Annotated in this window: 12 protein-coding genes; 6 read left to right on the forward strand and 6 right to left on the reverse strand. The window is 70.1% G+C overall.

The features are described from left to right. Positions 1-17 precede the first annotated feature (17 nt). From OG741_RS20060 to OG741_RS20070, 3 genes are read right to left on the reverse strand one after another with little or no spacing between them, the layout of a single operon-like run. The gene (locus OG741_RS20060; protein ID WP_405599776.1) at positions 18-929 is read right to left on the reverse strand and encodes an ABC transporter ATP-binding protein; all 912 of its coding nucleotides are present in this window, start codon (positions 927-929) and stop codon (positions 18-20) included. After that, positions 926-1,843: an ABC transporter permease gene (locus OG741_RS20065; RefSeq protein WP_405599778.1), complete on the reverse strand. Its 918-nt coding sequence runs from the start codon at positions 1,841-1,843 to the stop codon at positions 926-928. Before OG741_RS20065 ends, OG741_RS20060 begins: the two co-directional genes overlap by 4 nt. Further along, positions 1,840-2,814 carry an ABC transporter ATP-binding protein gene (locus tag OG741_RS20070; RefSeq protein WP_405605669.1) on the reverse strand — a complete coding sequence of 325 codons (975 nt, stop codon included), beginning with the start codon at positions 2,812-2,814 and terminating at the stop codon, positions 1,840-1,842. Before OG741_RS20070 ends, OG741_RS20065 begins: the two co-directional genes overlap by 4 nt. Positions 2,815-3,078: 264 nt before the next feature. On the opposite strand from OG741_RS20070, the gene OG741_RS20075 reads away from it, so the two are divergent. The 5 genes from OG741_RS20075 to OG741_RS20095 all read left to right on the forward strand — a co-directional run bounded on the left by OG741_RS20075 (position 3,079) and on the right by OG741_RS20095 (position 8,375). Further along, on the forward strand, positions 3,079-3,921 hold the full coding sequence (locus OG741_RS20075; RefSeq protein WP_405599780.1) for a M24 family metallopeptidase: 843 nt from the start codon (positions 3,079-3,081) through the stop codon (positions 3,919-3,921). Positions 3,922-3,935: 14 nt separating this feature from the next. Continuing rightward, positions 3,936-5,705 (forward strand): SDR family oxidoreductase, encoded by a 1,770-nt coding sequence (locus OG741_RS20080; RefSeq protein ID WP_405605671.1) that lies wholly within the window; start codon positions 3,936-3,938, stop codon positions 5,703-5,705. Further along, positions 5,702-6,619: a metal-dependent hydrolase gene (locus OG741_RS20085; protein ID WP_405599782.1), complete on the forward strand. Its 918-nt coding sequence runs from the start codon at positions 5,702-5,704 to the stop codon at positions 6,617-6,619. Before OG741_RS20080 ends, OG741_RS20085 begins: the two co-directional genes overlap by 4 nt. 92 nt (positions 6,620-6,711) lie before the next feature. Further along, positions 6,712-7,665, forward strand: coding sequence for a MerR family transcriptional regulator (locus OG741_RS20090; RefSeq protein WP_405599783.1), 954 nt, complete (start codon positions 6,712-6,714; stop codon positions 7,663-7,665). A gap of 125 nt (positions 7,666-7,790) precedes the next feature. After that, positions 7,791-8,375: an RNA 2'-phosphotransferase gene (locus OG741_RS20095; RefSeq protein WP_405599784.1), complete on the forward strand. Its 585-nt coding sequence runs from the start codon at positions 7,791-7,793 to the stop codon at positions 8,373-8,375. Positions 8,376-8,423: 48 nt separating this feature from the next. Here the strand turns inward: OG741_RS20095 and OG741_RS20100 are convergent, their stop codons facing one another. Further along, on the reverse strand, positions 8,424-9,320 hold the full coding sequence (locus tag OG741_RS20100) for an LLM class flavin-dependent oxidoreductase (RefSeq protein ID WP_405599786.1): 897 nt from the start codon (positions 9,318-9,320) through the stop codon (positions 8,424-8,426). Between the two features lie 93 nt (positions 9,321-9,413). Between OG741_RS20100 and OG741_RS20105 the strand changes: the two genes are divergently transcribed. Continuing rightward, a complete protein-coding gene (locus OG741_RS20105) occupies positions 9,414-10,328 on the forward strand; it encodes a Cof-type HAD-IIB family hydrolase (RefSeq protein ID WP_405599788.1) in 915 nt (304 codons plus the stop codon). On the opposite strand, the gene OG741_RS20110 is transcribed toward OG741_RS20105, so the two are convergent. Together OG741_RS20110 and cydD are read right to left on the reverse strand one after the other, a co-directional pair. Then, positions 10,325-11,368, reverse strand: a complete 1,044-nt coding sequence (locus OG741_RS20110; protein ID WP_405599790.1) for a M23 family metallopeptidase — start codon at positions 11,366-11,368, stop codon at positions 10,325-10,327. The genes OG741_RS20105 and OG741_RS20110 overlap by 4 nt on opposite strands. 79 nt (positions 11,369-11,447) lie before the next feature. Continuing rightward, positions 11,448-15,029 carry a thiol reductant ABC exporter subunit CydD gene (gene cydD, locus OG741_RS20115; RefSeq protein ID WP_405599792.1) on the reverse strand — a complete coding sequence of 1,194 codons (3,582 nt, stop codon included), beginning with the start codon at positions 15,027-15,029 and terminating at the stop codon, positions 11,448-11,450. Between the last annotated feature and the right edge of the window lie 13 nt (positions 15,030-15,042).

Raw genomic sequence — 15,042 nt, forward strand, 5'->3', positions numbered from 1 at the left:
GGACGACACAGCTCCTTTCAGGCCGCTACGAGGTAGGAGAAGACCGATTCGAGGGACTCGTCCGAGGGCGAGACCGTCAGCAGCCGGATCGAGTGCTCGCGGGCGACCCGCGGCAGCAGCTCGGTGAACCGGCCGAAGTCGACGGCCTGGATGCGCAGCGCGCCCTCGGCCAGGTCGACCTCGATGCCCGCCGTCGACGGGTCGGCGATCAGGGCAGCGGCAAGCGCCCGGTCGTCGCTGGACCGTACGAGATAGCGGTGCGGCCGGTCCGTCATCAGCCGGCGGATCTTGCGGAAGTCGCCGGACGCGGCATGCCGTCCTGCCACGATCACCTCGATGTGCGAGGCGAGTTGCTCGACCTCCTCCAGGATGTGCGAGGAGAACAGCACGGTGCGGCCTTCCGCGCCCATCCGCCTCAGCAGGTCCATCAGCTGCATGCGCTGGCGCGGGTCCATGCCGTTGAAGGGCTCGTCGAGCAGCAGCACGGACGGCTCGTGCACCAGGGCGGACGCCATCTTCACGCGCTGCCGCATGCCCTTGCTGTACGTCGCGATCTTGCGGTCCTGCGCGTACTCCATCTCGACCGTGGCGAGCGCCTTCTGGGCGGCCTTCTTGCCCAGATTGTGCAACTCGGCGTTGGCGACGACGAATTCGCGGCCCGTGAGGAAGTCGTACATGGCTTCCCGCTCCGGTACGACGCCGATCTGGCGGTAGACCGACTCGTTGCGCCAGATCGCCCGACCGTCGAGCGTGACGCTTCCCGTCGAGGGGGCCAGGAAACCACCCATCATGTTGATGATGGTGGACTTTCCGGCGCCGTTGGGACCGAGCAGTCCGGTGACGCCCGGACCGACGGTCATGGTCACGTCGTTGACGGCCACGACATTTCCGAACCACCGCGAGGTGTGCTCGATGTTGATGGTGGTCACAGCCCGACCTTTCGGTAGCGGCGCATCAGTACGGCGTACGAGCCGGCGACGAGCGCGAGGACGACGAGCAGATAGACCATGCCCGGGCCCGCACCGGGGCCCGCCTCGCCAGGGAAGGCCGAGGTGGCGCCGAGGAACGCGGTCTGTACACCGTCGATGAGGGTGACCGGCGAGAAGAGGCCGAGCCACTTGATCACTTCGGGTGATCCGGTCTCCCAGGCGATCGCCTGGACGGTGGAGACCGCGCCGTAGGTGATGGTCATCGTCGCGATGACGGCGGCGACGCCGAAGCCCCGGCGCGGGGTGAGCGCGGCCATCACCAGGCCGATGCCGCCGAAGAGTACGGACAGGAGCGCGACGGAGACCATGCCCTGCGCGAAGCCCTTCGTCTGGTCCGCGAAGTCCATCTTGGCGAGCAGCGAACCGATGTAGAGGACGACCAGGGGCGCCGCGGTGAGCACGAACAGCGCCGAAGCCATGGCCCCGTACTTGGCGAGTACGTAGTCGATGCGCTCGATGGGACGAGAGAAGTACAGCGGAACCGTCTTGAAGCGCAGATCGCGCGAGACGGACTGCGGAGCCTGCGCGGCGAGGAACAGCCCGATGACCGCCTGGGTGACGATCGCGTAGCGGGTGTAGTCGAGCGGCAGGTCCTTGAGCTTCGTGGCGACGGCGACCGCGACGATGATCGCCGCAGGCAGGCACATCACCGCGAAGAGGATCATCGGCAGGACCTTGGACTTGGCCGAGCGGCCCAGTCCGTACGCGCCGCGCAGCGACTGCGAGTAGAGCGAGCGGCGGGCGTACGCCCGGCCGAGCCGCGGGCCTTCGTAGTTGCGGTATCCGATGTTGTGGATCCGGGTGGTCTCGTTCTGGGCACCGCTGCCCGGGACCCCGGTGAGCTCTGTGCTCATCGCGCCTGCACCTCCATGGGCTGGGCCGCTGTCTGGGGACCTTCGGGGCGGAAGACCTCGGCGATGTGGTGGCGGCGCTGTTCCATCCGTACGAGACCGAGGCCGAGCCCGGCGACGGTGTCGCGCACGACGTCGTACGTCTCCTCGCCCGTCGCCTCGATGAGGAGGATGTGGCCCGCTCCGGGCAGACCTTCCTCCACGCGCGCGTGGAGCGTGATTCCGGCGGCGGCGAGCGCCTCACGGAGCACCGCGGTGCCGTCGGGATGGGTGTCCGTGTCGGTGACCTCGACGGCGAGGGTCGTGGTGATCTGGGTGAAGTCGCTGGTCGAACTGGAGCGCAGCAGCGCGCCGCCGTCGATGACGACGACATGGTCACAGGTGCGTTCGAGTTCGCCGAGGAGGTGCGAGGTGACCAGGACCGAGATGCCGAAGTCGGTGTGGATGCGGCGGATCAGGTTCAGCATCTCGTCGCGGCCGACCGGGTCGAGCCCGTTGGTCGGCTCGTCCAGGAGGACCAGCTTCGGGTCGTGGACGAGGGCCTGCGCGAGCTTGACGCGCTGTTTCATGCCGGTCGAGTAGCCGCCGATGGGGCGGTACCGCTCCTCGTACAGCCCGACATGGCGCAGCGTGTCGGCGGTGCGCTCGCGGGCGGCCGTCGGCGGCAGCCCGGACATGCGCGCCATGTGGACGACGAACTCGGTGGCCGACACATCAGGCGGCAGGCAGTCGTGCTCGGGCATGTACCCCACCTGTTCCCGGATGGCGGCGCCGCTCGTGGCGACGTCGAGGCCGAGCACGGCGGCCCGGCCCTCCGTGGCAGGGGACAGACCCAGCAGGATCTTGATCAACGTGGACTTGCCGGCTCCGTTGGCGCCCACCAGGCCGGTCACACCGGGTCCGATGTCCAAGGAGAGCCGGTCAAGCGCGGTCACCCGGGGGAACCGCTTGCTCAGGCTTTCGGTCGCGATCACAGTCACATTTCGAAGGTAGTGGCGCACCACACATCGGGCGTCAACCTGCGCGGCTGGATCCGTGTCCGACTCCAGAGGTACGGACCCGTAGGGGGCTGCTACCTGAGTGCAGGGGTCCCCGCTCCTCGCTGTTGACAACTCCGTGACCCTTGGCCTCCGAGTTGTCCACAGGCTGACGCACGGGCCTTGACGCAGCCGTCGGGCATTGTCACATTCATCAGTGGCAAGTTACGAGGCGGGTACCGCACGGGGAGGGCAGGTGGCATGACCTCAGCAGTGGCAAGCGAACTGACCGCGGAACTGCGGGGGTTCAGGGAGGTGCAGCGGCTCGCGTACGCATGCGCGGAGGCGGTCGCGGCCCAGCTCAAGCCCGGCGTGACGGAGCGCGGGGCGGCGCGGATGCAGCGCGAGTGGCTGCGGGAGCGGGGTGTGCGCGACTGGTTCCACCTCCCCTTCGCCTGGTTCGGGGACCGCACGGCCTTCGTCAACTTCCGTATACCGCTGCAGTTCTTCCCGACCAACCGCGTCCTCGAAGCGGGCATGCCCTTCATCCTCGACATGGCCCCCGTCCACAAGGGCTTCACCGCGGACATCGGCTATTCGGGCTGCCTCGGCCCGAGCCCTCTGCACAACAAGCTGCTGGCCGACCTTCAGGCGCACCGCGAGCTGATCCTGCGCGAGGTGCGCGAGCGGCGCTCGATGCGCGAGATCTACGAGGACGTGGACCGGCTCATGGTCCGGCAGGGCTACGCCAACCGACACCGTGCCTATCCCTTCGGCGTCATCGCCCACAAGATCGACCGGGTGAAGGAGCGGCGCTGGTCGCCGCAGCTCTTCGGCTTCGGCACCCAGTCGCTGAAGGGACTGGCGAGCGACGCCCTGCACGGTCACCGGGACGGCTGGTCGCCGCTGTGGAGCCCGTACAGGTTCTCCGACCATCCGCCCCGGCCGGGGCTGTGGGCGGTCGAGCCGCACCTCGGATTCAGGGGTACGGGCGCGAAGTTCGAGGAAATCCTGGTGGTCACCGACTCCAAGGACCCCGAACAGAGCGCGTTCTGGCTGGACGATGATCTGCCGCATGTGCGGCGCTGGGCGGAGGACGCGTGAGCGAGGGAACCGGCATGGGTCTCGAAGGGGCGCGGGAGCGCTGGGTCCGTACCGGCGGGATCGAGCTGTGCGTCGCCGAACTGGGCGACGCGACGCAGCCGACCGTGCTGCTCGTGCACGGCTATCCGGACAGCAAGGAGGTCTGGTCGGCGGTCGCACGGCGGCTGGCGGACCGCTTCCATGTGGTGCTGTACGACGTCCGGGGGCACGGCCGCTCGACCGCGCCGGTTCCCCTGCGAGGCGGCTTCACGCTGGAGAAGCTGACGGACGACTTTCTGGCGGTCGCGGACGCGGTGAGCCCGGACAAGCCGGTGCATCTGGTGGGCCACGACTGGGGTTCGGTGCAGTCGTGGGAGTTCGTGACGGTCAAGCGCACCGAGGGCCGCATCGCCTCCTTCACCTCGATGTCCGGTCCCTCGCTCGACCACTTCGGGCACTGGATCAAGAAGCGGATGAGCCGGCCCACACCCCGCAGGGTCGGCCAGCTTCTCGGCCAGGGTGCCAAGTCCTGGTACGTGTACATGCTGCACACCCCCGTGCTTCCGGAGCTCGCCTGGCGCGGGCCCCTCGGCAAGCAGTGGCCGAAGATCCTTCAGCGGCTGGAGAGGATGCCGTCGGCCGGCTACCCCACCCCCTCGCTGCCGCAGGACGCGGCACGCGGCGCCTGGCTCTACCGTGACAACGTCCGGGCCAGGCTGCGCCGCCCGCGCACCGACGCGTACGCGCATGTGCCCGTCCAGCTGATCACGCCCACCGGTGACATATTCCTGTCCGAGCGGCTCTACGACGAACTCGGCGAGTGGGCACCTCAGTTGACGCGCCGCTCGTTGCCGGCCAAGCACTGGGCGCCGCGCAGCCGGCCGGACCGGCTGTCGGCCTGGATCAGCGAGTTCGTCACCGCCAACGAGGACAGCGCCGCCGGGGTGGCTGGGAGGGAGAGCGTGGCCCGGGGACGGTATGCCGAGCGGTTCGCGGGCCAGCTCGTCCTGGTGACGGGCGCTGCCAGCGGCATCGGGCGGGCCACGGCCTTCGCCTTTGCCGAGGCAGGGGCACGGATCGTCGCCGTGGACCGGGACGCGGAGGGGGCGGCCAGGACAGCGGAGATGTCACGGCTGATCGGCGCACCCGAGGCCTGGGGCGAAACGGTCGACGTGAGCGACGAGCAGGCGATGGAGAAGCTGGCCGAGAAGGTCGCCGGCGAGTACGGCGTGGTGGACGTCCTGGTCAACAACGCCGGGATAGGCCTTTCCGGCTCCTTCCTCCAGACCAGCCCCGAGGACTGGAAGAAGGTCCTCGACGTCAATCTGTGGGGTGTCATCCACGGCTGCCGGCTCTTCGGCCGGCAGATGGCCGAGCGCGGACAGGGCGGCCATATCGTCAACACCGCGTCGGCCGCGGCCTATCTGCCCTCGAAGGCGCTGCCCGCCTACAGCACGTCCAAGGCGGCGGTGCTGATGCTCAGCGAGTGCCTGCGGGCCGAGCTGGCAGGACAAGGCATCGGGGTCTCGGCGATATGCCCGGGCCTCGTCAACACCAACATCACGTCCACGGCGCGCTTCGCAGGGGTCGACGAGGCCGAGGAGAAGCGCCGCCAGAAGAAGTCCGCCCGGCTGTACGGCCTGCGCAACTACCCGCCGGAGAAGGTCGCCGACGCGATTTTGCGGGCGGTCGTGAAGAACCAGGCGGTGGTGCCGGTGACGCCCGAGGCACGTGGCGCCCACTTCATGTCCCGCTTCACGCCCAGGACACTGCGGGCGATCGCCCGATTGGAGCCGCCCCTATGAGCGCCGAGGAGCAGGTCGGCCACTACCCCATCAAGCCGCGCCGGGTTTCGTTCGACTGGGACGAGACCCCGCTGCACTGGATACCGGACGAGCCCACGGCCACGCACGTCATCAATGTGCTGCATCTGCTGCCGCCGGCCGGGGAACGGTGGTTCGTCAAGGTCTTCAAGGAGGCCCTGCCACTGGTCCGTGATCCGGTGCTGAGGAAGGACGTCAAGGGCTTCATGGGCCAGGAGGCCACACACAGCGTCCAGCACGCGTATGTACTGGACCACCTCGCCGCCCAGCGGCTCGACACGGAAGGCTTCACCAAGCACGTCGACTTCCTCTTCGAGAAACTCCTCGGCGAGAAGCCGCCGTTCGGTGCGCCGATACCGCCCCAGGAGTGGCTGCGCTTCCGGCTGGCGATCATCGCCGCGATCGAGCAGTTCACGGCGGTCCTCGGCGACTGGGTGCTGCGCGCCGAGGGGCTGGACCGGGGGGACGCCGACACGATCATGCTGGATCTGCTGCGCTGGCACGGCGCGGAGGAGGTCGAGCACCGGGCCGTCGCCTTCGACATGTACCAGCACTGCGGGGGCGAGGGTCTGCCGCGCTATGCCCGCCGTATCGAGGGCATGGTCGTCACCGCGCCCATGCTGCTCTGGCTGTGGGCATGGGGCACGGCCTATCTGATCCGCCACGATCCCCAGCTCGCCGGGCGGATGCGCTACTCGCTGCGCGAGCACAACCGCGCAGTGGGCAAGGGGCTGCTGCCCACCTGGCGGGAGTTGGGCGCGGCCATACCCCGCTACTTCCGGCGGTCGTACCATCCCTCGCAGGAGGGCTCGCTGCGCAAGGCCGTGGAATACCTCGCGACTTCGCCCGCGGCCCGCGCGGCGGCGGGGGCGGTGGGGCGGGCCGCCATGTCATAGACGGGGCTCTTCGGCCGCGCATCAGCCGCCCATCGGCTCTCCTCGGCCTGTAATCCGATCTGTCGTTTCCATCTGTCCTCAAGGGGGCGGGCTTGTCCGAGCAGCCAGTGGCCCAGTCAGTGGCCGAGTACCGGATCGAGGATCTGGCGCACCACAGCGGCGCCACCGTCCGTACGATCCGCGCCTACCAGGACCGCGGACTGCTGCCGAAACCGGAGCGCCGCGGCCGGGCCAATGTGTACGGCTCGTCGCACCTCGCCCGGCTGCGGCAGATCGCCGACCTGCTCGACCGCGGCTACACCCTGGCCTCGATCAAGGAACTGCTCGAGGCCTGGGACGCCGGGCGGGGGCTCGGAGGGGTACTGGGTCTGGTCGCGGAGGTGCAGGGTCCGTGGACCGACGAGGAGGCGGCCAGGATCACCCGTACCGAGCTGGACGAGAAATTCGGCGGAAGGCCGGACGAGGAGGCCGTGGCGGAAGCGGTCAAGCTCGGGGTGCTGGAGCGGATCCCGGGACGGGACGACGAATTCCTCGTACCGAGCCCCCAAGAGCTTGCGGTGGCAGCGGAGTTGCACGCGGCGGGCGTACCGCTGTCCGCGATCTCCGGTCATCTGCGGGAACTTCGCGGACAGGTCGAGCACATCGCCTCCCGTTTCCTGGAGTTCACCACCGAGCATGTCTTCGCCCGTTATCTGGGCCATCGTCCGCCGACCGAGGCCGACGCGGCCGAAGCGGCCTCGATGGTGCGGCGGCTGCGGCCGCTCGCGCAGCAGACGGTGGACGCCGAACTGGCCCGGGCCATGCGGACGTTCGCCACCCGTCATCTTCAGCACCACCTGGGTGCGGAGGGGCCACCGCCGGCGGACAGTGAGCCGCGTTCGGTGTCCTTGCCGCCGGAGACAATGCGGGCGGTGCACGGCCTGGTTGGGCAGGAGCACGCGGCGGCGTTCATCGCGGCGGCGACCGAACGGGAGGTGCAGGCCAGGACATTGGACACTCTTGCCTCAAAAGCCAATAGTTCCCTGCAATTTGGTCAAAAGGCTTGAAACGGGGCGTCGTTGTCCACAGAGGCGCCAATTCCCTTGTGGAAAACTACAGTTGGCTGTGGATCAAACCTGTAGAGCGATTTTTTTCGGTGGCACCGGGACGCGACGCGAGGCACGCTGACGGGATGAACGAAAGACCCGACGAGTCGGACACGACCGGCGCGACCGACGAAAGACGCACCGTCAAGGTGTCCAAGTACCTCTCGAAGCATCTGCGGCACCAGCCGGAACGGATCGGCATCACCCTCGACGAGAACGGCTGGGTGGCGGTCGAGGAGCTGATGCGCGCCGCGGCGGCGCACGGCTTCCGGTTCACCCGCGCCGAGCTCGATCATGTTGTCGCCGTCAATGACAAGAGGCGCTTCACGATCGACGGCACGCGCATCCGCGCCAACCAGGGCCACACCGTCGAGGTCGACCTGGACCTTCCCACGGCCGAGCCGCCGGAGTATCTCTACCACGGCACCGTCGCCCGCAGCCTGGACGCAATCCGCGCCGAAGGCCTGCGCCCCATGAAGCGCCACCACGTCCATCTCTCGCCCGACCGCGAGACCGCGACCCGCGTGGGCGCCCGCCGCGGCCGCCCCGTCGTCCTGTCCGTGGACGCCGGAGCGATGCACCGGGCGGGCCACCTCTTCCGCGTCAGCGCCAACGGTGTCTGGCTGGCCGACGCCGTACCGCCGGAGTTTCTGCGCTTCCCCGGCGCATAAGGGGGGCGGGGAAGCGGGGCCGGTGAGCGGGGCGGGGAAGCGGCGCACTCAGCGGCGCAGCTGGGCGAGGCCCTCGGTAGCGATCTGCTCGAAGACCGCCTGGTCGGCGGCGAAGTCCGAGTCCGGGATCGGTGCGTGGATCGCGATCTCCGTGAAGCCGAGCTCGAAGTGCTTGCCCGCGAAGTCCACAAAGGCATCGAGGGACTCCAGCACCTTGCCCGGTTCCGGTGTGAAGCCGGTGAGCAGGATCTTGTCCAGCTCGGCCACGTCCCGCCCGATGTCGGCGCACGCCTTGCCGAGCTTCTCGACCTGCCCGCGGATCGCGTCGACGGACTGCTCGGGCGTCCCCGTCTCGAAGAGCTTCGGGTCACCCGTGGTCACCCATGCCTGCCCGTGCTTCGCCGCGAGCTTCAGCCCGCGCGGCCCGGTGGCGGCGACCGCGAAGGGCAGCCGCGGCCGCTGTACACACCCGCTGTTGCGGGCCTCCACCGCCGAGTAGAAGGTCCCCTCGTACGTCACGGAGTCCTCGGTCAGCAGCCGTTCGAGGAGGGGGACGAACTCACCGAAGCGGTCGGCCCGTTCGCGAGGCGTCCAGGCTTCCTGGCCCAGCACCGTGGCGTCGAAGCCCGTGCCGCCCGCGCCGATGCCGAGCGTGATCCGGCCGCCGGAGATGTCGTCGAGCGAGATCAGCTCCTTGGCGAGGGTGACCGGATGCCGGAAGTTCGGCGAGGTGACCAGGGTGCCCAGTCGCAGCCGCTCGGTGGCGGCGGCCGCCGCGGTCAGCGTCGGGACCGCGCCGTACCACGGGCCGTCGCGGAAGGTACGCCACGAAAGGTGGTCGTAGGTGTACGCGGTGTGGAAACCGAGCTGCTCGGCTCGGGTCCACTCGTCGCGGCCACCCTGGTGCCAGGGACGGACAGGAAGGATCACGGTACTCAAACGCATGCTTCGAGGTTACGTGGCCCAGAAGTGGTCCGTGCACTCTCACATGTGCGCCCGCCCGCACACCCGTGCGCCGGCGTACGAGAGAATGGATCTGTGACCTCAGCTACCGATCCCCGCGCCCTGCCCGCTGCTCCCCGGCTGATCGCCACCGATCTCGACGGCACTCTGCTGCGTGACGACAAGTCCGTCTCGGACCGCACCATCGCCGCACTCGCCGCCGCCGAGGAGGCCGGGATAGAGGTCTTCTTCGTCACCGGCCGCCCGGCCCGCTGGATGGACGTCGTCAGCGACCACGTCCACGGCCACGGTCTGGCGATCTGCGCGAACGGCGCCGCCGTCGTGGATCTGCACGCCGGTGGGAAGGTGATCGAGGTCCGCCCCCTGGAGCGGGATACGGCCCTCGATGTCGTCCGGACGCTGCGCGATGCCGCCCCCGGGACATCTTTCGCGGTCGAGACGACCACCGGCATCCACTACGAGCCGGACTATCCGCCGTTCCATGTCGACCCGGGCGCCACCGTCGCGGTCGCCGAGAAGCTGCTCCGCGAGGAGGGGCCCGGCTCCGCTGCCCCGGTGATCAAGCTGCTCGCCCATCACCCCGAGCTGACCCCCGACGGTTTCCTCGCCCTGGCCCGTACGGCGGCCGGCGAGCACGCGTCCTTCACCCGCTCCAGCCAGACCGCGCTGCTGGAGATCAGCGGACTGGGTGTGAGCAAGGCGAGCACGCTGGCGCTCTGCTGCGCCGAGCGCGGGATCTCCTCCGACGAGGTCGTCGCCTTCGGTGACATGCCCAATGACGTGGAGATGCTGACCTGGGCGGGAACCTCGTACGCGATGGGCAACGCTCATCCGGACGTGATAGCCGCCGCGTCCGGGCGGACCGTCGCCAACAACGAGGACGGCGTCGCGGTCGTCATCGAGCAGATACTCGCCCGCCGCCTGGAGCACGACGAGCACAGCAAGGGCTACGAGGGAAACAAGCACAGCGAGGGCAACGACAGCCGCTAGAGCGGGACCCCGTGCTCGCGCAGCCAGACCGCCGGATCCACCCCGGACCCCAGATACGGCGTGAGCCGCACCTCGAAATGCAGGTGCGGCCCTGTCGAATTCCCCGTCGTGCCCGTCTGCCCGATCCACTGCCCGGTCCGCACCTGTTCGCCCTGATCGACGGTGACCGCCGCCAGATGCGCGTACTGCGTGTAGTAGCCGCCCGGGTGTTGCACCACCATCTGGATCCCGAAGGCGCCGCCGCAGGAGACCGAGAGCACGCGCCCCGCCCCGACCGAGCGCACCGGGGTCCCGATGCCCACCGCGAAATCCTGTCCGGTGTGCCGGTGTGCCCAGTGCTGACCGGCACTGTCGAACCCGGCCGACAGCTCGTAGTGCTCCACCGGCGTCACCCACTCGGTGCCCGGCGGCGGCGCGCCCCCGGTCTCTTTGAGATCCACGGCACCCGCGCACTTGCCCGCCGCGACGCTTTCGTCCGCCTCCGCCTGGAGCGTCCACTGCGCGGCCTCCAGCTTTGTCTCGATGCCCTGCTTGATCGCGGCGAGCCGCTCTTTGCGTACGTCGAGTTCGCGCCAGGCGGACCTCGCCCGCGCCTCGGCGACGGAGAGCCGCCGCTCGGCCGCCCGGGCCCGGCCGATCAGCTGGTTCACGGCTCTCTCCGCCTGCCATGCCAGCCGCTGTCCGCGCATCAGCTCATCGGGGTTTTTGGCAAGCAGCATCCCGGCGGTGAGCGCGAGCGGGCCGCCGGTGCGGTACTGGGCGCGGGCCACACCGCCCACCGCGTCGTGGATCGCGGCGAATTCGAGCCGCTGCCGGTTCAGGCGCTCCTGCAGCAGGCCCGCGGCGGTGCGCTGTGCGTCGGCCGCGCGCCTGCCCTGTTCGTACGTCGCGGTGGCCTTGGCAGCGTCCTCGTACAGCCGCGCCACCTCGGCACTGGCGGTCGGCCCGTCGGACGCCGTGGCCGGGGCCACAGCCGTACCGATGAGCGCGCACAGCAGCACCGGGACGAGCAGCAGCCGGTCGCGGTGTCTCAGGCACATTCCCGGATCGTCACCCGGCGCCGGGACGATTCCCGGTACCCGTGAGGTGTCGTACGCCCGACCGGCCCAGCAATTAGTCCTATTTCGTGAAGAAAGCCGGTTGTGCGGCCTCGCCGATCCGGGCGGAGAGCAGGTCGGCGGCCCGTTCACGCTCCAGCATCCTGCGCAGGGGGCCATCGGCCGCGGCGAGTTCCGCGTACGAGCCGCGCTGCACCGTACGTCCCGCCTCCAGGACGACGATCTCGTCCACGGCGTCGAGACCCTGCAGCCGGTGCGTGATCAGCAGGGTCGTCCGGCCCTCGGTCGCCGTCAGCAGATCCGCCGTCAGCGCGTCCGCCGTCGCCAGGTCGAGATGCTCGGCAGGCTCGTCGAGCACGAGCACCGGGAAGTCGGCCAGGAGGGCACGCGCCAGGGCCAGCCGCTGCCGCTGGCCGCCGGAGAGCTGCGCGCCGTGCTCACCGACGAGGGTGTCGAGACCGTCGGGGAGCGCGTCGACCCACTCCAGCAGCCGTGCCCTGTCCAGCGCCTGCCGGAGTTCGTCCTCCGTCGCCTGCGTCCGCGCAAGCCTCAGGTTCTCCCGTACGGAACTGTCGAAGAGGTGGGCGTCCTGCGCGCACAGTCCGACGAACCGCCGGACCGCGTCCCCGTCGAGCGAGGCCGCTTCCACACCGCCGAGCGTGTACGTCCCCTCCCTGGCGTCCAGGAAGCGGAGCAGCACCTGCGCGAGGGTGGTCTTGCCCGAGCCCGATGTGCCGACCACTGCGATGCGCCTGCCCGCGGTCAGGGTGAGATCGAAGCCTTCGAGCGCGTCCCGCTCCTGCCCTGCGTACCGGGCACTCAGTCCCCGCAGTTCGAGCGGGAACGCCGTCACGGGCGGCGTGCCGCTGTGGTCCGGCTCGTGTACGGGAAGAGGCGCGTCCAGGACCTCGTAGACGCGCTCGGCACTGCGCTTGACCCGCTGCCGGTACTGGACGGCAAGCGGCAGTGAGGTGACGGCCTCGAAGGCGGCGAGGGGGGTGAGCACCACGACGGCGAGGGACACCCCGTCGAGCCGTCCGTCCCGCACCGCCTGTACGCCGGCGAACGCGGCGCACACAACGGTCAACCCGCAGGCCAGGGCGGAGAGCCCGGCACCGAGCGCGGTGGCCGCGGCGCCGCGCGAGGCGATCCGCGTCAGCCGCCCGTCGGCCGCCCGCGTCCGCTCGATCCGTCCCTTCAGGGCTCCGGCGACCGTCAACTCGGCGCTCCCGCCGAGAAGATCAACGACATGGGTGGCCAATGACCCGCGTGCGGGGGCGAGTTGCCGCTCTGCCCGCCGGGCGAAGGTCCCGCTGACCAGCGGTACGGCAACACCTGCGACGAGCAGTCCAACGGCAAGCACGGCCCCGGCCTCGGGCAGCAGCCATGCGGTGAATCCGACCGATCCCGCACCCACGACGACGGCGACGCCCGCGGGAAGCAGCCAGCGCAGCCAGTAGTCCTGAAGCCCGTCCACATCCGCGACGAGCCGGGACAGCAGATCCCCGCGCCGGGTCTGCCGCAGGCCGGCGGGCGCAATGCGTTCCAGCCTGCGGTAGACGGCGACCCTCAGCTCGGCGAGCATCCGCAGCACGGCGTCGTGCGAGACGAGTCGCTCGGCGTAGCGGAAGACGGCCCGCCCGATACCGAAGGCCCGGGTCGCCGTTACGGCCACCATCAGATAGAGGACCGGAGGCTGCTCCGAGGCCCGCGAGATCAGCCACCCCGAGACGGCCATGAGCCCGACGGCGGATCCCAGCGCGAGGCTCCCCAGAAGCAACGCGAGCCCGAACCGCCCCCGCAGCTCTCCGGCCATCCCCCGCACCCGCGCGAGCCCACCGGTTCCGGACGGCGCGAAGCCGGGCGTATCGCTCCCGGCAGGGCCACGCTCAGAGAGCTGTCCGCCACCGTCCGGCGCAGCCGCCGAGGGAACCGGCTCGGAGCGACGGACCGCGCTGTCAATGGCACCTTCCGGCGAAGCCGACGGGCCCGGCACCGCAAAGGAGCCCTGCGACCCCCCCACCTCCACCACCCGGTCGGCCACCGCGAGGAGCGCCGGCCGGTGGACGACCAGAAGCACCGTCCGGCCGGAGGCCAGTCGCCGTACCGCGTCGACGATGCCCGCCTCGGTCTCGCCGTCCAGCGCCGCCGTCGGCTCGTCGAGCAGCAGCAGCGGCCGATCCGCGAGGAACGCCCTGGCCAGCGCGAGCCGTTGGCGCTGACCGGCCGAGAGACCGGCCCCGTCCTCGCCGAGCGCCGTGTCCACGCCCTGGGGGAGTTCCGCCACGAAGCCGTATGCCCCCGCCTGCCGCAGCGCTTCCTGCACCGCCGCGTCATCGGCGTCCGGCCGCGCCAACCGCACGTTCTCCGCGACCGTTCCCGCGAAGAGATACGGCCGCTGCGGCACCCACGCGATCCGCTCCCGCCAGCACTCCAGGTCCAGGGTGGAAAGGTCCACGCCCCCGACCCGCACGTGCCCCGCCGCGGGCTCCACGAACCCGAGCAGCACATTCAGCAGCGTCGACTTCCCGACGCCGCTCGGCCCGACCAGCGCGACCGTCTCCCCGGGCTCGACCACCAGTGACGCCCGGTCCAACGACGCCTCGCTGCGCCCCGCATGGCGGACGGTCACCCCGTCCAGCTTCAACCGCAGACTGCCCGGAATCTCCCCCGTACCGCTCGCCCGAGGCTCCCTTTCCAGAACCTGGAAGATCTCCTCCGCGGCCGAAAGCCCCTCCGCCGCCGCGTGGTACTGCGCCCCGACTTGCCGGATCGGCAGATACGCCTCGGGCGCGAGGATGAGGATCACCAGACCCGTATACAGATCCAGATCCCCGTGCACGAGCCGCATCCCGATGCCGACGGCGACCAGCGCCACCGAAAGAGTCGACAGCAACTCCAGCGCGAAGGACGAGAGGAACGCGATCCGCAGCGTCCGCAACGTGGCCCGCCGGTACTCCGCGGTGATGGAACGGATCGACTCGCCCTGCGCCTTCGCCCGTCCGAAGACTTTCAGGGTGGGCAGTCCGGCGACCACATCGAGAAAATGCCCCGACAGCCGGGACAGCAGCCGCCACTGGCGGTCCATCCGGGCCTGGGTGGCCCAGCCGATGAGGACCATGAACACCGGGATCAATGGCAGCGTCACCACGATGACCGCCGCCGAGAGCCAGTCCTCGGTCACAATCCGCGCCAGCACCGCCACCGGCACCACGACCGCGAGCCCCAACTGCGGGAGATAGCGCGAGAAGTAGTCGTCGAGTGCGTCGACTCCACGCGTGGCGAGCGCGACCAGCGACCCGGTACGCTGCCCGCTCAGCCAGCCCGGCCCCAGCTCAGCGGCCCGCTCCAGCAACCGCCCCCGTAGCTCCGACTTGACCGCCGCGCTCGCCCGGTTCGCGGCCAGTTCGGTCAGCCAGGAGACGACCGCCCTGCCGATGGCGACCGCGGCGAGCAGGATCAGCGGTGTCCCGAGACCGGCGGTGGAGAGCCCCTTCTGGAAGGCCCCCACCACCACGTCGGCGATCAGCATCGCCTGGGCGACGACCAGCGCCGCCCCGACAAGTCCGAGGAGCACCACCGCGATCAGGAATCGGCGGGTGGCCCGGGCGTACCGGAGCAGACGCGGGTCGATCGGTTTCACGTGAAACATCCCC

Origin of the sequence: Streptomyces sp. NBC_01410, from assembly GCF_045040195.1 — a bacterium.
Lineage (GTDB): Bacteria > Actinomycetota > Actinomycetes > Streptomycetales > Streptomycetaceae > Streptomyces.